Source organism: Erwinia psychrophila (assembly GCF_039023475.1).
Classification (GTDB): domain Bacteria; phylum Pseudomonadota; class Gammaproteobacteria; order Enterobacterales; family Enterobacteriaceae; genus Erwinia.
On record NZ_JBCHVB010000005.1, the window covers coordinates 158,665 to 181,772 of the forward strand.

Genomic DNA, 23,108 nt, shown 5'->3' on the forward strand with positions numbered 1-23,108 from the left:
CCTGATCAGTTTTGGATTGTATAGGCGGCCTACTATGACCTTATCAAATAAGATAAGAGAAAATCCTCTACCTCTTTTTTACCGATACCAAGCGTATAGTTAATACCTGCATTTTTTAGAATGCTGAGTCCTTCCCCTCTATTCCTAGGATGCGGATCTTCTAAAGCAACATAGATATGTTGTGGCTTAAGCTCAGCGAGCGTCAAAGCACAGGAGGGGGTTCTGCCTTGAAAGGAGCAGGGTTCAAGGGTGACAAATATTTCACATTCACCAATTGGCAAGGTTAGTTTTGAAATAGCGTCTATCTCGGCGTGATAGTGGCCCGGAGATTTAGTGAAACCTTTGGAAACCACTTTACCTTTATGGACAATCACGCATCCAACAGGTGGATTTGGTCTGCATACTGGTAACGCCCGACGGGAGGATTCAAGCGCCAACAACATGAATTCCAGCTTTTCGCTCATATACTTTTTCTGCCTGAGTATGTAAGTCATAGATTTACGATTTTTAAGGTATCAGGCATGAATGTCCATAATTCAGATTAATTAAATAATGGCTATGGCCGCACCACGTCGATTAACAAGGATTGATGTCATGTATGTCCGCTCCTGGCACAAACCGGCCGGAACCGGTTTGTGCCAATCGTCTAGCTTATGCATCACAGCGCGGTAGCCAGTCAGCCTCGCAGTCCTCGCTCAGCTCCAGGCTGGTCTGGATGCCGTTCTTCGTCTTGCGCTTCAGCAGCTCAACTTCGTACTCCTTCAGCGTCTGCGGCACGGCCTGGCCGAAGGCCGTCAGGCTCATAGGGTGCTGATGGCCTCTTGCCTCCATAAATGACAGGTAGGCGTGATAGAGGTAGCGACGCGGGTTCATGGGCCGGATATTGGCGTTGCCGATAAACAGCCCGGTTGGCGTGCTCAGCGGCGTCAGGTAGCCACAGAAATCGACCAGCGGGTCGGCGCTGCGCTTGATTTCCAGCGCCTCCTCTGACGACTGCTGCGCCTGAAGCAGCTCGCGGGCTTCGTCCGGACGGGTGAAGCGCTGCATCAGATGGCGCACGATAACCGCCAGCTCACCGGCAATTTTTTCCAGCAGCTTTGGATCACGTTCGTTTGCCGGTATCACGTCCGGGAACGGCAGAATTACCCTCCGACGGGACACGCCGCCGCTGCGGTCGCTGAAGCGCATCGGGTTATTGTTCACCGCCAGTATTACCGCCGGGATATGGGTTGAATAGGCGTCGCGGTACTTCGGGTCAATCGCCACGGCGTCACCGCCGGTGATCGCCTTGATGCCCGCGCCGTCGCCGCTCCATTTTTCCTGGTCGGGCAGGATAATCAGCGAGTAGCCAACCACGCCTGCACGTTCTCTTGATGATTCCAGCGTGTCGATGGTCGCGGCCGTGGTGTTGTCCTCCCCGGCCAGCAGGCGGGCAATAGAGGCCATCACGCTTTTACCGCTGCCGCCGGGGCCGGTCACCTCAAGAAACAGCTGCCAGTCGTAGCGGTTCGCCAGCACCATAAATAACGCCGCGAGAATACGCTCCTGCTTCGCCTCATTGCGTCCGGCCGCCCGCGTCAGCCACTGCCAGAAATGAGGCGCATCATCCGCCAGATTTTCGCCCGCTTTAGGCGTGGTGTAGTCCACGCTGTTAACGGTGCGCAACCAGTGCTCCTTACGGTGCGGGCCAAAGGTGCCGGTTGCGGTGTCAAACACGCCGTTACGAAAACCAATCAGCCGCCGGGCCGGTGCGCCCATCTGTGGCACCATCAGCTTGAGCGTGTCCACAATGCCGCCGATACCGGTTGCCGAGAACGGCGCGCGCACCTTCTGAAACAGCGCGGCGATTTCCCGGCTGAGCACGCGGTACGGCAGCACCTGCCACGCGCCGCCCTCGTAGCGGCACAGGTCTTCACCCACGACCGGCACGGCCAGCGTGTTGAGGTAATGCGCGGCCAGCAGTTCGGCCTTCTGGCTGGCGCTCATGGCCTTAAGGTCGGCCTCGCTCACCGACTCAAACGGGCTGAGCGCTTTCGGCTGGGTAAAGGTGGTCAGCATCGCCTGAGTGGCGACTTCGCCCTGCGCCTGAAAGACGTCGTTCCAGTCGCCGGTGACGGGTGGTAATGCCGGTTTACCGTTGCAGCGCTTTGCGGATGCTTCGGCGCGCAGCTGGCCGGTGCCGTTCTCGTCATTGTCGGCGGCAATCAGTATCAACGCGTCCGGATATTCGGCATGCAGGCGTTCAGCCAGCGCGGGCAGGTTGTTGGCGCTCAGGGCGACGTAAACCGCCTGCCCGGTGAGCCGGTGCACGGTCAGGCCGGTGGCGTAACCTTCGGTCAGCCAGAGCATGTCGCGCGGCTCACCCAGGCGGTGGAAGGCATCTTTAACCTGGCCGCCCGCCAGCGTACGCTTGGTGCCGTCAGCGTTAATGAGCTGGGTGTTAACCGTGTCGCCGGAGAAGTCAGTCAGCGGTACGAGCAGGTCGCCGGGCTGGTAGAAGGTGTCGCTGATGCGCTTTGAAGTTGTCAGCGTCAGAGCGGATACGTCAGCCATCCCCTTGCCCGTCAGGTAGGCGTTACCGGCCTGTGCTTTCGCCCCGGCGACAAGTCGTGCAGCCTCTTTTGCTGCGTTAAGGCGCGCACGCGCCTTCTCTTCGTTCGTTTTCGCTGTGGAAGTCTGAACCAGCTTTACCGGCAGGGTGCCAATCAGGTCGGCCACCCGGCAGGCCGCCTCCTTTGTGTTCACGTCCAGCGCCCTTTCAACCAGCGCCAGCCCGTCGCCAGCGCCGCACTGGTTGCAGACCCACGTCCCGCGACCGGCCTGATTATCAAAGCGGAAGCGGTCTTTCCCGCCGCATACGGGGCACGGCGAGTGCTGACCGGCGGTGTTAATGCTGATGCCCAGCGCGGGCAGCAGCTGGGGCCAGTGACCGGCGGCGGCGCTTACGGTGTCGGTGACGATATGTTTCATGCGGCCTCCTTAATGCAGCGTGGCTTTGGACGCGGCCAGGCGGCCACACAGCAGTTCATCCATCATGGTTTCACCCATGCGCGTCAGGCGCGGCGCGGCGACCAGCACGTCGGGCTGTACCATTTCGCTGAGCATGGTGCAGGCCATGTCCATACCGTTTTCCGGGCCGTACTTACGGACGTAATAGCCTTCCAGCTCCAGCGCGATTGTCATCTGCACCTCGTCAAGCGAGGCGGAAACGTTGAGGCCGTAGTGCTCACAGGCGCTCAGGTAGCCCTGGGCAACGGCGCGGCGGTAAACGGCGGTGCGCACTTCAACGGGCAGGCAGGACTGATTACAGGAATGGTTAGTTGTCACGTGAGACCTCCATATCGGTGAGCATGACAGATTCACAGGTGCTGACCACCTTACCCAGCTGGTCGGTAAGCAGTGCCACTACGGACGCCAGCGCATCGCCATCCGGGCCGCTGTGGCGGTTGCCGGAGCATTCGATAATTTCGAGCATATCGAGCACGGTCACGCCAACGCTGTGGGCGTGCTGAAGGCGCAGAAAATCGGCGTGGGGAATGGGATAGCTTGCGTGTTGGTTATGACGGGCTGACAGGGTATTCATGCGGCCACCTCACACAGCGGCAGGCGACCGGCAAAGGAAAGCACGTAATCACGGGCCAGCAGGCGGCGGGCGGCCGTTTCGGTTTCGGCGGTGGTGCGCAGCATGCAGGGACGGGCGGCGGTATCGGCACGGCGAACGGCGGCAAATAAAAAGGTGAACTGCATGCGTGCAGAAATGAGGGTTGCGGCCATAGTGGCAGACTCCAGGGTTAGCTTATAAAAGCTACCACCAGAGTTCCTACACTCAGGGGTGGTAGCCCAGACGGGGGTAGGAATACCGGCAACCTTGGAAACCGGCCAGCCCGGAGGCTGCCCCGCCTGAGCCACCATTATTTTACAGACGCAACGGTATAAGAACCGCTGCGCAAAAAAATGGCGCACTGAGGCGACGACGTAAAAAAACACGCGTGGCGCGTGCTGTGTCGCCAAGGTTAAGCTCGGGTTCCTACGCCCGGCTGCCGATTTTGCGGCAGCGGGGAAACTGTATACCGGCGGCTCGCCAGAAAAAAGCCTTTTTTTAAACATCGGGGCTTTTTCCTCAGCAATCGGTCAGGACGTGATCGGATTGCGGTGGATTTGATCGGAAGTTCTCGCTCTGCCCGCCCTTGCTTCCCTTTGCGGGCTTCGGTTTTTCGGTGAGCACGGAAATATGACCGTGGCGACTGCTGCTGAACGCGGGCAGCGTGGCAGATTTGCCAACGGCAGCGGAAAGCAGGCTTTCGGCCACATACACGGCCTCTTCCTGGCTCAGCGGGTAACTGCAAGTGCCGAAGTTCAGCTTAATCATGCCGCACCTCCGGCACGCTGCGCGATGCGGGCCTGCATCCAGTCGTCAATCTCCGATGCCAGCCAGGCGACGTTCTTGCCGCCGAGGGATATTTGTGACGGAAACTGTTCCCGGCTGATTAAGTCGTAAAGGGTTGAGCGGGAAAGGCCGGTGGTATGGATAACTTCCGGCAGGCGCATAAAACGGTCGCGGGGGTATTGCAGGTTGCTCAGGGACGGCGTTGTCGGGGATGAAACTGAAGCAGTGGAAAGCATGGTGTTACCTTATTTTGTATCCGGGCGGCGCTGGCCGGTTCCGGTCGTGTTGTGCTGGTAACCCCCTATTGTGAGAATATTTTTGCCCGTGTAAACAAGCGATTTTTTGCTGGTAAATGAACAAAGTGGTTGATTTGTAAGAGAGGTAAACTGTGACAATGTTTTGGCATATCTTGGCCCATTGTGGCAAATGAATGCGCCACTTCCAGTTCTGTAAGTTTTACTTTTTATTCCAATAAGTTCTAATTGCATCACCCCTCTGTTTTAGCCTGAGTGAGTTTTAATCTCAAAATCAGGCTTGCCAGAAAAAGGGCGTTTCAAAACCGGGTGAACAGTGGTGAACACCCGGTGAACAGTTAATCCTGAAGTGTTCACCCCTCTACTTACTGTATTTATTATCTTTTTTTTTAAGGTGAAGAGTAGTGAACAGTTTTATATAAAACTAAAAGCTCAGTGGGGGATATCTGGCGAAAATACAGCCGTGTTTGCTGAGCGACAGGCAGACAGCAATGAAATGATTTGTCCGGTGGTGAACGACAGAATAGCGACAACCTTTACAGATGAAGAGACAATGCTATGAGCACCCCGGAAAAAAGCAGTACCCTGGCGGCCTTTGAGCAGGCCCGTACCGCACATCTTGAGAAGATGAAAGAGTACAACGCCATCTGCGCTGATATCACCCGCTGCACGAAAGAGCGTGAGGCGGCCATTGAGGCCGGAAACGAAGCCGAGGCGAACTGGCGCACCCGCTTTCGCAGCCTGCGCGGCAACCTGACCGACGAGCTGAAGGCGGAACACAGCCAGCGCATTGCCAGCCGGGAACTGGCGGAAGAGTTCACCGGGCTGATTGCCGAGCTGGAGCTGGATAAGCAGGTCGCCATGCTCAATGCATGCGGCACGGGTAGGGAATATATCTACGCGCATAAGCTGGCGTTTAACGAATTTGCTGATGCGACCTGGCAGTCTGCACTGCGTAACGTCAGTCCGTCGCTCTTGTGGGCCATCCGTCTGCGCCTTCAGCGTGAGAAAATTAATCCCCGTGACGACGACGAGCGCAGCGACGTGCAGGTTGTGGTGGAGCTGATTGGTAATGCGCTGATCCGTGCGGCCGCCGCGCTGCCTGAGAAGGCGCTGACGGAAGCGCCGGTGCTGGAAAATATCGGCCTGTGGCGCCCGGCACTCACCGGTGTGGATATGGCGCTGTATGCCAGTCCGGGTAAGCGCAATAAGCTGTGGGATGCCATCCATGTACACCGCCCGTGGATAAGGGAAGGTAAAAAGAAATGATGCACTGTCCGTACTGCAAAAGCCCGGCGCATGCCAAATCAAGCCGCTATATGTCCGAACAGGTGAAGGAACGCTACCACCAGTGCATCAACCTTGACTGCTCCTGCACATTCAAGACCAGCGAGAGCATCACGAAGGTGATTACCGCGCCGCCGCAGCCCGAACCGGCCCCCGCAGTCACCCCGGAGCCGGTAAAAGAAAGTCAGACTATCGGGCGCTACGGTTCATCCTTCCGCACCCTCCATTAACCACCACGGCCGCTGAAATCAGCGGCTTTTTTGTTTCCGCTTTTTGTCCTTTCAACGCCCTTTTTCTGGCCAGCCCGGTTTGTAAATAGCGATGCATGCATAAGGTGCATGGATTTGCATGCAGAATGCAGCGCCTCAGACGCCCAGTCAGCCCACGCCCGGCCCGGCTTTGCCCGGTTCATGCAGCTGCATAAAAAACGATGCATAAAGCGGGCAGGCGAGGCGGGGGTAGCATTGCGCGCTGAGGGGAAAAGCAATATAGCTTAGTGCCAAACACGCTTTTGTTTTGGAGTGGCTAAATTGCGCATCGCAATGCCTCACTTACGTTTTGCATAATCGTAAGGAGAGACGTACTCACTACTGTTCGCATAAAGAAAATCCGCCCACCATTGCACCATCAATCTGCGTTCATCTAAATGCTCAGAAGTATGAATGTAAGCAGCGCGTACATTGTTACGCTCGGAGTGGCTCAACTGCCGTTCTATCGCATCATCACTCCATAATCCCGACTCACCCAGCGCACCTCGTGCCATTGTCCTGAAGCCATGCCCGCAAACTTCGGTTTTTGTGTCATACCCCATAGCGCGCAGAGCATTGTTAACCGTGTTTTCACTCATGACTTTTTTAGGATCGTGATCGCCGGGAAAGAGCCTCTCGTTGTCACCGCTTAACTGCTTCAACTTTTCCAGCAGGACTAAAACCTGACGGCTTAGCGGTACGAGATGTTCCTCTTTCATCTTCATGCCACGATGAGAATAACGAACTCCTTCTATCTCTTTACGCTGAGCAGGAATTTTCCATAAAGCCCTTTTGAAATCGAACTCATCCCAACGGGCAAAACGCAGCTCACTGGAACGGACAAAAGTCAGTAATGAAAGCTCGACAGCTATACGCGTCATGATGCGCCCACGGTATGCGGCAAGACGCGCCAGAAACTCAGGAAAACGGCTGAAGGGCAATGCGGGGTAATGGCGAGCCTTGACGGTAGAAAGTGCCCCGGCCATATCAATAGCGGGATTAGATTCAATGTAATCGTTTTGCACGGCATAGCGCATTATTGCCGTAACGCGCTGCTGAAGACGCTGAGCTACGTCATGCCTGCCACTGGCATCAACGGCCTTAATGGGTGCTAACAGCTGGCTGGTTTTCAGTTTACGAACATCTGCTGAACCAATATGAGGAAAAATATACAGCTCAAGGTAGCGAAGGATGCGTGAGCGGTGATCGTCACTCCATCGCTTGTTACTGGCATGCCATTCGCGGGCGATCGTTTCAAAAGTATAAGCCCCGGCGTTTTCAGCCTGGGCTTCTTTCTGTTCAGCTTTGGGGTCAATCCCCTGCCCTAACATCTTTTTAGCTTCGTCACGCTTAGCACGTGCCTCAGCAAGAGTGACTGTCGGCCAGACGCCAAAGGCAAGCCGGTCTTCTTTTTTGTCGGCTGGCCGTCGGTACTTCATACGCCAGTACTTTGATCCTTTGGTCGTGACCTCAAGGTACAAACCGCCACCGTCAGCCATTTTATAAGTTTTTTCTTTAGGCTTTGCAGTGTCGACCTGGCGGGCATTCAGCTTCATTTTGGGGGCACATTTCTTATCGAAGTGGGGGTGCCCCCAATTATGCCCCCAGCGGGGTCTGGATTGCAACGGATGTGCTCGGACGATGCTGGATGACAAAATCAGCCTCAACGTTGATTTTAAAGGATTTTTTGGACTTCCCCGGACGGGGATGGACAGGATGCTGGTGCCGAAGGCCGGACTCGAACCGGCACATCTTTCGATGGTTGATTTTGAATCAACTGCGTCTACCGATTTCGCCACTTCGGCACTGAAGGGTATGCGGAAAACGCTGTGGATTATACCCTTACCCCCTGTTTCCGCAACCCCTATCCGCAGAGGCAGGTGCAACCGCTGTAAAATTCACCACTACCGTGTATTTTGCCCACCGTGCTTCTGACAAATATCGCGTTCCATTAGCGCATTTACTCACCACAGCCTCATAGGTACACTTTCAATGAGGATATTTAATAATACCGATTTGGTAAATCAGATAGGGATACTACAGGGAAAAACTATGACCAAAGGACAGAGGTTAAAGAAGCGCCATATTGCCATTTTATTGCTGATAATGCTTGTGTTCTGGGGTATCTGGCAGGTATTACATTTTTCACCTTTCGAAGAGACCATTATTAAGAAAGTAAAAGTGAATTCCACTACCACGCTGTATGTAACCGAAGGAAATGCAGGCGCAACGACCAGCTACGTCTATCAGTATTACCTGATCCCCTCTGATAAAACGGAAAGCGAGTTTTTGGAGAATTTGGGCGACAGCTACTCTTCCTTTCTCTCCACCGCCGACCCCGACGTCAAATATGAAATCAGCAACAGCAATCTCAGGCTGGCTGTAAAGGATAACGTCTACCATTTTACCAATGTCGCCAACACTACCACGATTTACCTGACGGCCTTACCCTTTTAGCGGATGGACATCCAAGCCAATGCCGCGCCACAAGTGTCTCTTAAGATTACTCTCAAACCCCTGGTGTACTTACGGCTTCTTTTTCCTGTCATGGGAACTCCTCCGGCGGCCCGCAGTCCGAAAGGAGATCGAGCCGTCATGCCAGGGTTGGCGACGGCGCAGGCTAATTAATCAAAGGGTATAAAGATGAAAGCAGTTTCAATGATGATGGTGGCAATAGCGGTTTCCTCTTCCCTGCTGGCGGGCGCGGCGTCGGCGGCGAGCTGGCAGGAGCAGTTAAGCAGCGCGGCGAATGCGCTCAGCCAGGACTCCGATACCAGCTCATCCACCAGCACGCAGGGCAACGGCATGTCGCTGGGGGCGCTTACCGGTCTGCTGAATGGCGGCAGTCAGTCGCTGAGCGCCAACAGCATGACCAATGCGGCGGGCGTGCTTCAGTACTGCGTGCAGAATAATATTGTCGATAACAACGTTAACTCGGTAAAAGATCAGCTGATGGGCAAGCTGGGTTTACAGGATACGCAGAAGGCGCAGGAAACCACCGATTATAAGCAGGGCCTGATGGGGCTACTGAATACCGGCGAGAACCAGCAGATCAACCTGAAAAGCCTTGGCGACACCGCGCTGGGCAAGAAGGTGAAAACCAAAGCCTGCGATTTGGTGCTGAAGCAGAGTAATCAGTTTATCTCCTGATCGCCGTAAAACGCTTTCTCCGGGCCGCGCTATGCGGCTCGTTGTCTTTATATCATCAGGCGATTGTCTGTCGGCGCCCTGCCTGCACCGGCGCCGGATGACATAACGGCAGAACAGAGTCGACCAGGCTTTTAGCACCCAGCGTAGCGCATCACCACTCGCCATAACCAATATCAAAATCCTGGCCATTTCTCGCGCCCGTTCTTCGTCCCGGTATACCATACTGGCACCGGGCGGAAGTATCATACCTCCAGCTGAGGCTGCTAACCTTAGGGCTGCTTCGCCTGCCACCTTCACTGACTTTTAGGGATGAGAATAATGAGTGAACCGCTACTGATTGCCAGAACCGACGGAACCGATCTGCATCTGCTGCCCGCGATGGCTAACCGCCACGGGCTGATCACGGGCGCTACCGGCACCGGAAAGACCGTCACGCTACAGAAGCTCGCCGAGAATTTCTCCCGCATCGGCGTCCCGGTTTTTATGGCCGACGTGAAAGGGGATTTAACCGGCGTTGCCAGAGAGGGCAACGCGTCAGAAAAGCTGATGGCGCGGCTGGCAAAGATTGGCGTGACGGACTGGTCGCCGCAGGGCAATCCCGTGGTGCTGTGGGATATCTTCGGCGAGAAAGGTCATCCGGTACGCGCCACGGTAAGCGATCTCGGTCCGCTGCTGTTTGCCCGCCTGCTGAACCTGAACGAGGTGCAGAGCGGCGTGCTGCAAATTATCTTCCGCCTGGCGGACGATCGCGGCCTGCTGCTGCTCGACTTTAAGGATCTGCGCGCAATGACGCAGTTTACCGGCGATAACGCCAAATCCCTGCGCAGCCAGTACGGCAATATCAGCAGCGCGTCGGTCGGCGCGATCCAGCGCGGGCTGCTGGCTTTAGAGCAGCAGGGCGCGGAGTATTTCTTTGGCGAGCCGATGCTGGATATCAAAGACTGGATGCGGACCGACAGCAGCGGAAAAGGGATCATCAATATTCTTTCGGCGGAGAAGCTTTATCAGATGCCGAAGCTCTATGCCACCAGCCTGCTGTGGATGCTCTCCGAGCTGTACGAGCAGCTGCCGGAGGCGGGCGATCTGGATAAGCCTAAGCTGGTCTTCTTCTTCGACGAGGCGCATCTGCTGTTCAGCGATGCGCCACAGGTGCTGCTGGATAAAATCGAACAGGTTATCCGGCTGATCCGCTCCAAGGCCGTTGGCGTCTATTTTGTTTCGCAGAATCCGGCAGATATTCCCGATGCGGTACTCGGCCAGCTGGGCAATCGCGTTCAGCACGCGCTGCGCGCCTTTACGCCAAAGGATCAGAAAGCGGTCAGGGTGGCGGCGCAAACCATGCGCGCCAATCCGGCGTTTGATACAGCAACCGCTATTCAGGAACTCGGCACCGGCGAGGCGCTGATCTCTTTCCTTGATGAGAAAGGCAGCCCGTCGGTTGTTGAACGCGCTTCGGTTATTGCGCCCACCTCGCGGATGGGGCCGGTCAGCGACGACGAGCGTAACGGGTTGATTAATCACTCCCCGCTCTCCGGCAAGTATGAAGAGGCGGTGGATCGTGAGTCGGCCTTCGAGATGCTGAGCAAAGGCGCGGCGGCCGCAGCCGAAAAGGCGGATGCGCCGCCGGCAAAAGGCCAGAAGGCAGAAGAGGACGACGGTCTGCTGGGCGGCCTGAAGGATATTCTGTTTGGCAGCACCGGCCCCAGAGGCGGCAAGCGTGACGGCATGGTGCAGAGCATGGCGAAAAGCGCCGGCAGGCAGATCGCCCGTCAGATCGTTCGCGGCCTGCTGGGCAGCATTATGGGCGGTCGCAGGCGATAGATAGCCCTGACATGTAACCTGCCGCCCTGCCCAATCCCCGGCTGAGGCGGCGAAATTTTTATAGTAAAGGAGTGGCTCGCTCAGGATGGATAAAGAAACTGAACTGCTGAAAGCAAAACGTCTCCCGCTGCTGCTGCTCTGCGGCGCGGCGCTGCTGTTTATCGCCACCGTGCTTTATCCGCTCTGGTTTCCCCCGGCCTGGTGGGTGGCCGCCCTGAAAGCGATTTCCGAAGCGGCGATGGTGGGCGCGCTGGCGGACTGGTTTGCCGTCAGCGCGCTGTTCCGCCGGGTGCCCATTCCGCTGGTTGGCCGTCATACCGCCATCGTGCCGCGCAATAAGGACCGGATTGCGGATAACCTTGCCCTCTTCGTGCAGGATAAATTTCTTAATACCACCTCGCTGCTGACGCTGATCCGCCGTCACGATCCGGCGCAGATTATCGCTAACTGGCTCAGCACGCCGGAAAATGCCGCCAGGCTGGGCGGTTATCTGCTGAAGATCGTGCGGGGTTTTCTGGACCTGGCGGACGACACCCGCATCCAGGCCTTTATGCGCCGCGCCATTCACAAGGCGATAGATAAGGTCGATCTGACCCAGTCAGCGGCGCTGGTGCTGGAAAGCCTGACGAAGAATAACCGCCATCAGGCGCTGCTGGACGATGCTATCAGTCAGCTGTTGCAGCTGGTGAATAAGCCCGGCACCCATGAGTTTATCGCCCAGCAGGTGATGCGCTGGCTGAAGCGGGAGCATCCGCTGAAAGAGAAGATGCTGCCGACCGAATGGGTGGGTGAGAAAAGCGCCGAGCTGGCGGCTAACGCGGTGAAGTCCATCCTTAACGACATTGAGCAGGACGGCACCCATGAGCTTCGTCAGGGCTTTAACCGTGCGGTGCAGCGGCTGATTGAGCGGCTGAAGAGCGATCCGGAAATGGCGCTGAAGGCGGAAGAGATTAAAGCGTATCTGAAGCAGGACGAGGCGCTCAACACCTATATCAGCCAGCTTTGGGGCGATCTCAGGGCCTGGCTGAAGGAAGATTTAGCGAAAGAGGATTCAACGCTGCATGCGAAGGTGAGCGCCGCCGGGCAGTGGCTGGGCGAAACGCTGCTTCAGGATGCCAGCCTTCGTTCCTCGCTGAATCAGCATATGGAAGAGGCTGCGATGAGCGTCGCGCCGGAGTTCTCCGCGTTCCTGAGCCGCCATATCAGCGACACGGTAAAAAGCTGGGATGCGGCAGATATGTCGCATCAGGTGGAGCTGAATATCGGTAAAGACCTGCAACGCATACGCATCAATGGCACCGTCGTAGGCGGTGCCATTGGCTTGTTGCTCTGGTTATTTTCCCTGGTTCCCGCGCTGCTCAGGTAGGCCAGCACGGTCGCTCAGTATCAGAACTTTTTATCGGACAGGCCAGAGAGCTTGTCCTCTTTCAGACGGGCATCTTCGTCAGCGTGGTCAATTTCCACTTCCTGGCGACGGACGCTGTCTTTGATGGTCTCAACGCGGGACGTTTCTTCGCCACGGAGGCCCACTTCTTCTTTCACGCGCGCGGTCTTCTCGATAACCGGCACTTCGTGTGACTCTTCAACCTCAATGGTTTTGTCAGACCAGTCGACGTCGTTCAGGTAAGCGGGCTCGTCAACGGCGCGACGGAACACTTCCGCGTGCTGGTCATAGAGCGACAGCTCTTCCGAGACTTCATCTTCAACGGTGTAACGGCGCAGACGCATGGTGCCGTCACTGACCTGTTGCTTGCTGATATCGACCTGCTCTTCTGCCAGCTTCAGCGCATCGCGATCGGTTTCAAGGTTATTGCGGTTGGCGGTGGTATCAACGCCGGTCAGCGGCTCATTATCCATATTCGCGAGCGGGTCCCTGTCGAGATCGCTGGTCATTGGATCCCGGTCCAGGTTCATCTCTCTGTCGGCACCGGTCAGCGTTGACTGTTTCGCATCTGGCGGCGTAATAGAAGAAGAGCCCTGAGTCACAGAGGCCAGGTTATCTGGCGATACGCCCGGTGCGTTCATACCGCGATCATTGGTTTCACCTGCGAACTCGCCGCCGGTCAGCGCACGATCCTGATGTGAAACGGAAGAGTAGTCAGCCGCAAAGGCGCTCAGCTCCTGCTCAATATGATCAGCCTGGTCTTTTGGCGCTCTGACGGTCAGCAGCACGCCGCCTGACTGAATGGCTTTGCTGTATTCGCTTGCATAATCATCATCAAGATCGTCGCCAAACAGGCGCTGCCAGAAGCTGGGATGGCGGATCTCTTTATCTTCAACCCGCAGCCTTTCGCCCGAAATAATATCAATGTTTTTCTCAGCAATACCTTCGACGATCAATTTCTCTTTGGCGGCTTCTGCCTGTTGTACCTGATTGAATGCGGTAACAATTTTTTCATGTGCCATGGATAGATCCTCGCAGTTAATGAATTCAGGGTTTTTCTTTGGTAATAGTCACTTCCTGATTACGCAGCGTAACGCTCTCCCTGAATATTTCAGTTTTAGTACGCTTATGAATATGTATCTCTTCTTTCAGAATTTTCCGACGGATTATTTCCACCTGTTCTTCAATTACGGGAATAATAAGCACATCCCCTTCCTGACGAACCTGTGCTGAATCCTCAGCGGTGACCGGCCGGTTAATCGCGACGTGTTCTATATTTACCTCATCGCTGGCCAGTTCCGCCTCCAGCAGCTTTTCTACAGAGTGCGTGGTGCGCTCAAGCCGCAGCCTGCTGTCCACCTGGCGCTGCTTGCTGAGAGTGACTTCCTCTTCAGCCAGCTGCATTACCTCTGCGCTCTCTGCCTTATCAGCCTGCGGCGCGTTTTTATTTCCCATATTGAAATCCTGTTGAGAATAATTAAAAATTTGCCATCCGCTGATACGAAATTTCACCGTCGGGGTGTTAATGACTTCACCCTTCTAACTGTAGTCCGGATTAAGAACTCCGTTGCGCTTAAGTCAGATGAAAATGTAACAATAATTAAATTAACTGATAAAAATACCAGGGATTTATTATTTACATAACTTGAATTTTATTTGGTGAACATTTTATTAATAATGCTGTCGGCGAATAACTCAGGAATATAAAAGGAGCGAATAAAGCGCACGCTATTTTATTTCAGCACAGGAATAAGATAAATCAGCGGGGTTGATGATCAGGCAAATCAGAGAGTTGGCGTGAAGAGAAGAACCTTCCACGACGGTCGCCGTGGAAGGCCAGGCCGGTCAGCGGCGCTTAAGCAGCATATAGACGCTGATGGCGAAAAACGCGGCGCTTGGCAGCAGCGCGCCCAGTACCGGCGGTATGTTGTACACCAGGCTTAGCGGGCCGAAGATCTGATCAAGTACGTAAAACAGGAAGCCGAAGCTGATGCCGGTTACCACACGCATTCCCATCGACACGCTGCGCAGCGGGCCAAAGATAAACGAGAGCGCCATCAGCATCATCACCGCCACCGACAGCGGCTGGAAGATTTTGCTCCACATATTAAGCTCGTAACGTCCGGCGACCTGTCCGCTCTGTCTGAGATAGTTAGCATAGTCATACAGCCCGCTGATCGACAGCGCTTCCGGGTCCAGCGCCACCACGCCTAACTTGTCGGGCGTCAGGGAGGTTTTCCACTCGCCGGTCAGGGTCTGACTGCCGCTCACCTGCTTTGGATCGGTCAGGTCAGACTCATCCACCTGCGACAGGTCCCAGGCTTTGTTTTCAGCATTATATTTTGCCGAAGCGGCATAGCGGACGCTGCTCAGACGACGCTCGTCGTTAAAGGTGTAGATGCTGATGCCGGCCAGCTCGCTGTTATCCTTCAGGCGCTGAATAAAGATAAAGTTGTTGCCATCTTTCGCCCAGAGGCCGGTCTGGGTCGAGAGCAGCGAGCCGCCCACCAGCTGCTGCGCACGGTAGTTACGCGCCATCTGCTCACCCTGCGGCGCCACAAATTCGCCGATCGCCATGGTCAGTATCACCAGCGGGATCGCCGTTTTCATCACCGAGGCGGCGATCTGCATGCGGGTAAACCCTGACGCCTGCATCACCACCAGCTCGCTGCGCTGCGCCAGCGCGCCCAGCCCCAGCAGCGCCCCCAGCAGGGCCGCCATCGGGAAGAAGATTTCAATATCCTTCGGTACGCTGAGCACCGTGTAGAGCCCGGCACCGAGGGCGGTATATTCCCCCTGGCCGGTTTTACGCAGCTGATCGACAAACTTGATGATGCCGGAGAGCGAGACCAGCATAAACAGCGTGGCCATAATGGTGTTGAAGATCGTTTTACCGATATATCTGTCGAGAACGCCAAACATCAGACGGAACCTCCCTTGCTGAAGCGGGCACGAATACGCCGCATCGGCACCGTGTCCCAGACGTTAAGCAGCACCGCCAGCGCCAGATAAGAGAGGTTCACCACCCACATCCAGAGGGCGGGATCCAGGCGCCCTTTCGCCCCGCTGGAGCGCAGCGAGCTTTGCAGCAGGAAGAAGATCAGATAGAGCAGCATGGCGGGAAGCATCGAAAGCACGCGGCCCTGACGGGGGTTCACCACGCTGAGCGGCACCACCATCAGCGCCATCACCAGCACGGAGAAAACCAGCGTCAGGCGCCAGTGCAGCTCGCTGGCGAAATCGGGCTTCGGCGACTGCCACAGGGTTTTGAAGTCCATCTGTTCGGCATCGTTCGGGTCGAGCAGCACCTGCTGATGCCCGACAATCGCCTGATAATTTTTGAAGTCCGTGATGCGGAAGTCCCGCAGCATCGCGGTTCCCTCAAAGCGGGTGCCGTTATCCAGCGTTACCACCTGAGAGCCATCCTGCCGCTGCACCATATGCCCTTTGTCCGCCATCACGACCGAGGGGCGCGCATTTCCTTTTGGCTGTAGCTGCGCCAGGAACACGTTGCCGAAGTTGTTGCCCTTCACGTTCTCAATAAAGAGCACAGACTTCCCATCCCCGGACTGCTGGAACTGACCGGCAGCCAGCGCGGCGGCGCCGGGGTTAGCTTTGGCGTTGGTGGTGACTTCATTCTGATAGCGGGAGGACCAGGGGCCCAGCCAGGCGACGTTAGCGGCGGCCACCACGGCGGTGAACAGCATCAGGACCATCGCCGCCTTCACCAGCACCGCCTTGCTCAAGCCGCAGGCGTGCATCACCGTAATTTCGCTCTCGGTATATAACCGGCCAAGCGTCATTAAAATGGCTAAAAACAGGCTTAGCGGCAGAATTAGCTGCGCCATTTCCGAAACGCCAAGGCCCAATAATGTCAGAACTAAATTTGTCGGTACTTCGCCCTCGGCCGCGGCGCCTAATATCCTGACCAGCTTCTGACAAAAGAAGATCAGCAGCAGGATGAAAAGGATAGCCAGCTGGCTTTTGAGCGTTTCACGAACCAGATATCTAATGATGATCACGCTGAGTACGCCTGTGAAAACTTGTCTTTTTGCAGGAAAATCGCTAGTTTCATCGCTTATACGCCATTTATTCTCATCAATGGCCCTCGTCATAGCTCAAATAGTATGACAATAATCGCGTTCTGGTGAGGTTTTAAAGCCCCTTTACCCCCATATACAGGGTAATCACCGAAACTAGATCTGTCGCCCGTTACCCTAACGGCGTTGTGCCCCGGCATCGGACGTTACGAAAGCGCACCATTCTAGCCGCAGCAAGCGCCGTTGTCTTTAAGATTCAGGAGAGTGCATGGAGTTCAGTGTAAAAAGCGGTAGCCCGGAAAAACAGCGCAGTGCCTGCATTGTGGTCGGCGTGTTTGAGCCGCGCAGGCTGTCACCGATAGCTGAACAGCTGGATAAAATCAGCGATGGCTACATCAGCGCCCTGCTGCGCCGGGGTGAACTGGAAGGTAAACCGGGCCAGACGCTGCTGCTGCATCATGTGCCGAATATCCTGTCAGAGCGCATTTTACTGATTGGCTGCGGCAAAGAGCGCGAGCTTGACGAGCGCCAGTACAAGCAGGTTATTCAGAAAACCATCAATACGCTTAACGATACGGGCTCAATGGAGGCGGTTTGCTTCCTCACCGAACTGCACGTTAAAGGCCGCAATACCTACTGGAAAGTCCGTCAGGCGGTGGAAACATCCAAAGAAACGCTCTACAGCTTCGATCAGCTTAAAAGCAACAAGGTTGAGCCACGCCGTCCGCTGCGCAAGATGGTTTTCAACGTGCCGACCCGCCGCGAGCTGACCAGCGGTGAGCGCGCCATCCAGCACGGCCTGGCCGTGGCGGCAGGGGTGAAGGCAGCGAAAGATCTGGGCAATATGCCGCCCAACATCTGCAACGCCGCCTATCTGGCTTCTCAGGCGCGCCAGCTGGCCGACGCCTATAGCAAGAACATCACCACCCGCGTGATTGGCGAGCAGCAGATGAAAGAGCTGGGCATGAACGCCTACCTCGCCGTCGGCCAGGGCTCGCAGAACGAATCCCTGATGTCGGTCATCGAATACAAAGGCAGCCCGGACGCGGAAAGCAAACCGATCGTGCTGGTTGGCAAAGGCGTCACCTTCGATTCCGGCGGCATCTCCATCAAGCCCGGCGAGGCGATGGATGAGATGAAGTACGATATGTGTGGCGCGGCCTCGGTCTATGGCGTGATGCGCATGGTGGCTGAGCTGAATCTGCCGCTGAACGTGGTGGGCGTGCTGGCCGGTTGTGAAAACATGCCGGGCGGCCGCGCCTATCGTCCGGGCGATGTGCTGACCACCATGTCCGGTCAGACCGTTGAGGTACTGAACACCGATGCGGAAGGCCGCCTGGTGCTGTGCGACGCGCTGACCTACGTTGAGCGCTTCGATCCGGAAGTGGTGATCGACGTGGCCACCCTGACCGGCGCCTGCGTGATTGCGCTGGGGCACCACATCAGCGGGCTGCTCTCCAACCATAACCCGCTGGCGCATGAGCTGATCGGCGCCTCTGAGCAGGCTGGCGATCGCGCATGGCGTCTGCCGATGGCCGATGAGTATCAGGAGCAGCTCGACTCCAATTTCGCCGATATGGCGAACATTGGCGGCCGTCCCGGCGGTGCGATTACCGCCGCCAGCTTCCTGGCGCGCTTCACCCGTAAATATAACTGGGCGCACCTGGATATCGCCGGTACGGCCTGGCGTTCCGGCAAGGCCAAAGGCGCCACCGGTCGTCCGGTCGCCCTGCTGTCGCAGTTTTTGCTGAACCGCGCCGGCCTTAACGGCGACGATTAATTCGCGGGCGGGTCGATTCCGGTCGACCTGCCCGGGGGCAGCCTGTAAAATTACGGCAAAATTTCAGGGCGGAACTCTTCCGCCCGTTTTCATTCAGTAACAGGCTCAGTTATGAAAAACGCCACCTTTTATCTGCTGGAAACCGATACGCCGGTTGACGGGCTCAGCGCGCTGGAAGCGCTGGTCTGCGGGCTGGCGGAGGCGCGCTGGCGCGAAGGGAAGCGCGTGCTCATCGCCTGTGAGGACGAAGCTCAGGCTATCCGGCTCGATGAAGCCCTGTGGCAGCGCCCCGCCAGCGCCTTTGTTCCCCACAACCTGGCGGGCGAAGGGCCAAAGTATGGCGCGCCGGTCGAACTGGCCTGGCCACAGCGGCGCGGCAACGCCCCGCGCGATCTGCTGATCAGCCTGCTGCCCTACTTTGCGGATTTTGCCACCGCTTTCTATGAAGTGATAGACTTTGTCCCAACTGAAGAAGCTTTGAAACAGCTGGCGCGCGAACGCTTTAAGGCGTATCGCAGCGTTGGATTCCACTTGAATACGGCCACGCCGCCCGTGCCTAAGATATAGCAGAAATGGAAAAGACATATAACCCGCAAGAGATCGAACAGCCGCTTTACGAGCACTGGGAAAAGCAGGGCTACTTTAAACCGAATGGCGATACCAGCCAGGAAAGCTACTGCATCATGATCCCGCCGCCGAACGTCACCGGCAGCTTGCACATGGGTCACGCCTTCCAGCAGACCATTATGGATACCCTGATCCGCTACCAGCGTATGCAGGGAAAAAACACCCTGTGGCAGGCCGGTACCGACCATGCCGGTATCGCCACCCAGATGGTGGTGGAGCGTAAAATCGCCGCTGAGGAAGGAAAAACCCGTAAAGATTACGGTCGTGACGCCTTTATTGAAAAAATCTGGGACTGGAAGGCCGAGTCCGGCGGCACTATTACCCGCCAGATGCGCCGCCTGGGCAACTCCGTGGACTGGGAGCGCGAGCGCTTCACCATGGATGACGGCCTTTCCAACGCCGTCAAAGAGGTGTTTGTCCGCCTCTACAAAGAGAACCTGATTTACCGCGGCAAGCGCCTGGTGAACTGGGACCCGAAACTGCGCACCGCCATCTCCGACCTGGAAGTGGAAAACCGCGAGTCGAAAGGCTCCATGTGGCATATCCGCTATCCGCTGGCCGACGGCGCGAAAACCGCTGACGGCAAAGATTACCTGATTGTCGCCACCACCCGTCCCGAGACGGTGCTGGGCGATACCGGCGTGGCCGTTAACCCGGAAGATCCGCGCTACAAAGATCTGATTGGCAAATTCGTCACGCTGCCGCTGGTGAACCGCCGCATTCCGATTGTTGGCGACGAACATGCCGATATGGAAAAAGGCACCGGCTGCGTGAAAATCACGCCTGCGCACGACTTCAACGACTATGAAGTTGGCCGCCGTCATCAGCTGCCGATGATCAACATCCTGACTTTCGACGGTGATATCCGTGAAGAAGCGCAGGTGTATGACACTAACGGTGAAGAGAGTGACGTCTGCGATCCGGCCATCCCGGCTGAATTCCAGAATCTGGAGCGCTTCGCCGCCCGTAAAGCTGTCGTGGCCGCCGTTGACGCGCTCGGCCTGCTGGATGAGATCAAACCGCATGACCTGACCGTCCCTTACGGCGATCGCGGCGGCGTGGTGATTGAGCCAATGCTGACCGACCAGTGGTATGTGCGCACCGCCCCGCTGGCGAAAGTGGCAGTAGAAGCCGTTGAACAGGGCGATATCCAGTTTGTGCCGAAGCAGTACGAGAACATGTACTTCTCCTGGATGCGCGATATTCAGGACTGGTGTATTTCCCGCCAGCTGTGGTGGGGTCACCGTATCCCGGCCTGGTATGACGCCGAAGGCAATGTCTATGTTGGCCGCACCGAAGACGAAGTGCGTGCGGAAAATAACCTGGGTGCCGACGTGGCGCTGAACCAGGATGAAGACGTGCTGGATACCTGGTTCTCCTCCGGCCTGTGGACCTTCTCCACGCTGGGCTGGCCGGAAAAAACGCCGGACCTGAGCACCTTCCACCCGACCAGCGTGCTGGTCAGCGGCTTCGACATCATCTTCTTCTGGATCGCCCGCATGATCATGCTGACGATGCACTTCCTCAAAGATGAAGACGGTAAGCCACAGGTGCCGTTCAAGACCGTCTATATGACCGGTCTGATCCGCGATGACGAAGGCCAGAAGATGTCCAAGTCGAAAGGCAACGTTCTCGATCCGCTGGATATGGTTGACGGCATTTCGCTGGAAGCTCTGCTTGAGAAGCGCACCGGCAACATGATGCAGCCGCAGCTGGCGGACAAAATCCGTAAGCGCACCGAGAAGCAGTTCCCGAACGGCATTGAGCCGCACGGCACCGATGCCCTGCGCTTCACCCTGGCGGCGCTCGCCTCCACCGGCCGCGATATCAACTGGGATATGAAGCGCCTGGAGGGTTACCGCAACTTCTGTAACAAGCTCTGGAACGCCAGCCGCTTCGTGCTGATGAACACCCAGGATCAGGATTGCGGCTTTAACGGCGGCGAGCTTGAGCTGTCGCTGGCGGATCGCTGGATCCTGGCCGAGTTCAACCAGACGGTGAAAGCGTACCGCGCCGCGCTGGACAGCTATCGCTTCGATATCGCGGCCGGTATTCTCTATGAGTTCACCTGGAACCAGTTCTGCGACTGGTATCTTGAGCTGGCCAAGCCGGTGATGAACGGCGGTTCGGAAGCCCAGCTGCGCGGCACCCGCAATACGCTGGTCAACGTGCTGGAGGCGCTGCTGTGCCTGGCGCATCCGATCATTCCGTTTATTACCGAAACTATCTGGCAGCAGGTGAAAGTGCTGAAAAACATCAGCGACGACACCATCATGCTGCAGCCGATGCCAGAGTTTGAAGCGGCGAAGGTGGATGAGGCCGCGCTGAACGATACCGAATGGCTGAAGCAGGCGATTGTTGCGGTGCGTAATATCCGTGCCGAGATGAACCTTTCGCCGTCCAAACCGCTGGACGTGCTGCTGCGCGGTGCAAGCGACGACGTGGTACGCCGCGTAACCGACAACCACAACTTCCTGAAAACGCTGGCGCGTCTGGACAGCCTCTCCTGTCTGGCCGCCGGTGAGAAAGGCCCGGTTTCGGTGACCAAAATTATCGACGGTGCCGAGCTGCTGATCCCGATGGCCGATCTGGTGGATAAAACCGCCGAGCTGGAGCGTCTGGCGAAGGAAGTGAGCAAGCTGGAAGTGGAAATCGGCAAGATCGAAAGCAAGCTCTCTAACGAAGGCTTTGTCTCCCGTGCGCCGGAAGCGGTCGTGGCGAAAGAGCGCGAGCGCATGGCGGAGTTCGGCCAGGCTAAGCTCAAGCTGATTGAGCAGCAGGCCATGATCAAAGCGCTGTAATCTGACCGTTCGGAAAATCCATTTTCCGTCGCCCATCAGCATCAAAGCCCGGTGATCAATTCACCGGGCTTTTTCTTTGCCATCAAAAAACTTCTGAATAAAGTCCCACCAGAACACGGAGCGTGTCTTTTCTTTTAAACGGAAGCCACAATATAATTATAAAGGAAAATCAGAAATATATTAACAGTAAGTTGTCCGACTGAGAATGCGATTAGCACCTGAAAAAAAGAGGCCAATACAGAGTCGGCTGATGATAATAGATTATAAATAAAGCGTAATGATAAAAAATGAATAAAGACAAAAATTAGCTTTCCAGCCATAACTCCCGTTTGTGATTTTTTATTTCTTCTGAATCAAAGCGGCCCGCCTCCTCCTTCACGGGATTTTTTTAGAAATCCCATCAGGCTATCGAAAGCATCAAAACTAAATTCGTAGGATACTCCTCCTCCCGCCGGGAACATGGTAATACTGTCGGTGCCCGGAACCCAGCAAGCCCCGTTGGCATCTATCCAGCTTCCATTGTCTGTCCCCCGCTGATCAATGACGTTAGCAGAACCGCTCAACCCTTTAAGATTCATTCCACCTGCTATAAAACATTCCTCTATCTCGCTGATATTTTGCATATAAATCTCCTTTTATTTACAGTTAACATCCTTTACTAAGAATAGTTTCATACACCTCTGGGAACACTAACTTTCTTAATATGTCGCCTTTAAGCACGGAAGCGCTTCTTTCAACGCGATGGAATTTCATCAGGTAATTGGCATCTATGTTTTTCCCTTTGAGGCCGCACAATGCATAAAGCTTTGCCTCAGGAGTGGCTTGATCTGATTCCAGTATAGTTTTGAATTTTTTTATAGCATTGCGCTCTTTTGATATTTTTTTATAGAGTTTTTCCCCTTCAGATGTCCTGCCTGCAAATCCATTTAATCCTATTGAAAAAGTTTTTACTTGAGATAATTTATTAACATCACTTTCAGAAATATTAGCGTAACAGCTTCCACAAAAAATTATTAAAAGAAAAGATAATCGCGTTAAAAACATATTTTCACCACCGCCATCAAAATTTAAGTAACTCCCCCCTTACATTTAATAGTAATAATGGGAGAAGAAAATATATGTTTGCAGGTGTTTTTCTGTAGAATTCCTCAAATCACGCACTTTTGTCAAGGATTTTATTGATTACCCTAAAACGTTGACAGTCCACTAATTCGGGCATGAATAAATGTACTGCCTCACTTTATTAAGCTGCAATGCATTCGGCCTTTGAAACCTTCAGTACCGGTACAAGATTGCATCCCGCCGCTGGCGATGGTATTACACTGCCAT

General features: G+C 55.5%; 23 protein-coding genes and 1 tRNA gene. 9 read left to right on the forward strand and 15 right to left on the reverse strand.

Annotated features, from left to right (window positions below; genetic code table 11):
* Positions 1-32 precede the first annotated feature (32 nt).
* The 7 genes from AAH446_RS13795 to AAH446_RS13825 all read right to left on the reverse strand — a co-directional run bounded on the left by AAH446_RS13795 (position 33) and on the right by AAH446_RS13825 (position 4,623).
* A complete protein-coding gene (locus tag AAH446_RS13795) occupies positions 33-464 on the reverse strand; it encodes a bifunctional diaminohydroxyphosphoribosylaminopyrimidine deaminase/5-amino-6-(5-phosphoribosylamino)uracil reductase RibD (RefSeq protein WP_342907262.1) in 432 nt (143 codons plus the stop codon).
* 187 nt (positions 465-651) lie between these two features.
* Positions 652-2,970, reverse strand: a complete 2,319-nt coding sequence (locus tag AAH446_RS13800; RefSeq protein ID WP_342907263.1) for a primase-helicase zinc-binding domain-containing protein — start codon at positions 2,968-2,970, stop codon at positions 652-654.
* Positions 2,971-2,979: 9 nt separating this feature from the next.
* Positions 2,980-3,327, reverse strand: a complete 348-nt coding sequence (locus tag AAH446_RS13805) for a DUF5375 family protein (protein ID WP_342907264.1) — start codon at positions 3,325-3,327, stop codon at positions 2,980-2,982.
* Positions 3,317-3,583 (reverse strand): hypothetical protein, encoded by a 267-nt coding sequence (locus AAH446_RS13810; RefSeq protein WP_342907265.1) that lies wholly within the window; start codon positions 3,581-3,583, stop codon positions 3,317-3,319. The genes AAH446_RS13805 and AAH446_RS13810 overlap by 11 nt, the downstream gene beginning before the upstream one ends.
* Positions 3,580-4,107: a host cell division inhibitor Icd-like protein gene (locus tag AAH446_RS13815; protein ID WP_342907266.1), complete on the reverse strand. Its 528-nt coding sequence runs from the start codon at positions 4,105-4,107 to the stop codon at positions 3,580-3,582. Before AAH446_RS13815 ends, AAH446_RS13810 begins: the two co-directional genes overlap by 4 nt.
* Positions 4,108-4,120: 13 nt before the next feature.
* Positions 4,121-4,369, reverse strand: a complete 249-nt coding sequence (locus AAH446_RS13820; RefSeq protein WP_342907267.1) for a hypothetical protein — start codon at positions 4,367-4,369, stop codon at positions 4,121-4,123.
* Positions 4,366-4,623: a helix-turn-helix transcriptional regulator gene (locus AAH446_RS13825; protein WP_342907268.1), complete on the reverse strand. Its 258-nt coding sequence runs from the start codon at positions 4,621-4,623 to the stop codon at positions 4,366-4,368. The genes AAH446_RS13820 and AAH446_RS13825 overlap by 4 nt, the downstream gene beginning before the upstream one ends.
* 576 nt (positions 4,624-5,199) lie before the next feature.
* Between AAH446_RS13825 and AAH446_RS13830 the strand changes: the two genes are divergently transcribed.
* Positions 5,200-5,910, forward strand: coding sequence for a hypothetical protein (locus tag AAH446_RS13830; protein WP_342907269.1), 711 nt, complete (start codon positions 5,200-5,202; stop codon positions 5,908-5,910).
* Entirely contained in the window at positions 5,907-6,158 is a 252-nt protein-coding gene (locus AAH446_RS13835) for an ogr/Delta-like zinc finger family protein (protein ID WP_342907270.1), read from the forward strand. The genes AAH446_RS13830 and AAH446_RS13835 overlap by 4 nt, the downstream gene beginning before the upstream one ends.
* A 317-nt stretch (positions 6,159-6,475) precedes the next feature.
* On the opposite strand, the gene AAH446_RS13840 is transcribed toward AAH446_RS13835, so the two are convergent.
* Both AAH446_RS13840 and AAH446_RS13845 read right to left on the reverse strand, forming a co-directional pair.
* Positions 6,476-7,732, reverse strand: a complete 1,257-nt coding sequence (locus AAH446_RS13840; protein WP_342907271.1) for a tyrosine-type recombinase/integrase — start codon at positions 7,730-7,732, stop codon at positions 6,476-6,478.
* Positions 7,733-7,896: 164 nt separating this feature from the next.
* Positions 7,897-7,981, reverse strand: a tRNA-Leu gene (locus AAH446_RS13845).
* Between the two features lie 247 nt (positions 7,982-8,228).
* Here AAH446_RS13845 and AAH446_RS13850 point away from each other — a divergent pair.
* The 4 genes from AAH446_RS13850 to AAH446_RS13865 all read left to right on the forward strand — a co-directional run bounded on the left by AAH446_RS13850 (position 8,229) and on the right by AAH446_RS13865 (position 12,513).
* On the forward strand, positions 8,229-8,633 hold the full coding sequence (locus tag AAH446_RS13850; RefSeq protein ID WP_342907272.1) for a hypothetical protein: 405 nt from the start codon (positions 8,229-8,231) through the stop codon (positions 8,631-8,633).
* Positions 8,634-8,819: 186 nt separating this feature from the next.
* Positions 8,820-9,326, forward strand: coding sequence for a YjjA family protein (locus AAH446_RS13855; protein WP_342907273.1), 507 nt, complete (start codon positions 8,820-8,822; stop codon positions 9,324-9,326).
* A 318-nt stretch (positions 9,327-9,644) separates the two neighbouring features.
* A complete protein-coding gene (locus AAH446_RS13860; RefSeq protein ID WP_342907274.1) occupies positions 9,645-11,147 on the forward strand; it encodes a helicase HerA-like C-terminal domain-containing protein in 1,503 nt (500 codons plus the stop codon).
* A gap of 85 nt (positions 11,148-11,232) precedes the next feature.
* Positions 11,233-12,513 carry a DUF445 domain-containing protein gene (locus AAH446_RS13865; protein ID WP_342907275.1) on the forward strand — a complete coding sequence of 427 codons (1,281 nt, stop codon included), beginning with the start codon at positions 11,233-11,235 and terminating at the stop codon, positions 12,511-12,513.
* A 20-nt stretch (positions 12,514-12,533) separates the two neighbouring features.
* On the opposite strand, the gene AAH446_RS13870 is transcribed toward AAH446_RS13865, so the two are convergent.
* The 4 genes from AAH446_RS13870 to lptF form a co-directional block, all read right to left on the reverse strand.
* Positions 12,534-13,553, reverse strand: a complete 1,020-nt coding sequence (locus tag AAH446_RS13870; protein ID WP_342907276.1) for a YsnF/AvaK domain-containing protein — start codon at positions 13,551-13,553, stop codon at positions 12,534-12,536.
* 25 nt (positions 13,554-13,578) lie between these two features.
* Positions 13,579-13,986, reverse strand: a complete 408-nt coding sequence (locus AAH446_RS13875) for a YsnF/AvaK domain-containing protein (RefSeq protein WP_342907277.1) — start codon at positions 13,984-13,986, stop codon at positions 13,579-13,581.
* 390 nt (positions 13,987-14,376) lie between these two features.
* On the reverse strand, positions 14,377-15,453 hold the full coding sequence (gene lptG, locus AAH446_RS13880; RefSeq protein WP_342907278.1) for an LPS export ABC transporter permease LptG: 1,077 nt from the start codon (positions 15,451-15,453) through the stop codon (positions 14,377-14,379).
* Positions 15,453-16,553 (reverse strand): LPS export ABC transporter permease LptF, encoded by a 1,101-nt coding sequence (gene lptF, locus AAH446_RS13885; protein WP_342907279.1) that lies wholly within the window; start codon positions 16,551-16,553, stop codon positions 15,453-15,455. Before lptF ends, lptG begins: the two co-directional genes overlap by 1 nt.
* Positions 16,554-16,839: 286 nt before the next feature.
* On the opposite strand from lptF, the gene pepA reads away from it, so the two are divergent.
* The 3 genes from pepA (at position 16,840) to AAH446_RS13900 (ending at position 21,779) form a co-directional block, all read left to right on the forward strand.
* Positions 16,840-18,351 carry a leucyl aminopeptidase gene (gene pepA, locus AAH446_RS13890; RefSeq protein ID WP_342907280.1) on the forward strand — a complete coding sequence of 504 codons (1,512 nt, stop codon included), beginning with the start codon at positions 16,840-16,842 and terminating at the stop codon, positions 18,349-18,351.
* A gap of 111 nt (positions 18,352-18,462) precedes the next feature.
* Complete coding sequence (locus AAH446_RS13895; RefSeq protein ID WP_342907281.1) at positions 18,463-18,918, forward strand: DNA polymerase III subunit chi; 456 nt, start codon at positions 18,463-18,465, stop codon at positions 18,916-18,918.
* Between the two features lie 5 nt (positions 18,919-18,923).
* Positions 18,924-21,779, forward strand: coding sequence for a valine--tRNA ligase (locus AAH446_RS13900; protein WP_342907282.1), 2,856 nt, complete (start codon positions 18,924-18,926; stop codon positions 21,777-21,779).
* Between the two features lie 353 nt (positions 21,780-22,132).
* Here AAH446_RS13900 and AAH446_RS13905 read toward each other — a convergent pair whose 3' ends face one another.
* Together AAH446_RS13905 and mchS3 are read right to left on the reverse strand one after the other, a co-directional pair.
* Positions 22,133-22,402 (reverse strand): hypothetical protein, encoded by a 270-nt coding sequence (locus tag AAH446_RS13905; protein ID WP_342907283.1) that lies wholly within the window; start codon positions 22,400-22,402, stop codon positions 22,133-22,135.
* 22 nt (positions 22,403-22,424) lie between these two features.
* Entirely contained in the window at positions 22,425-22,823 is a 399-nt protein-coding gene (gene mchS3 / locus AAH446_RS13910) for an MchS3 family protein (protein WP_342907284.1), read from the reverse strand.
* Positions 22,824-23,108: the final 285 nt, after the last annotated feature.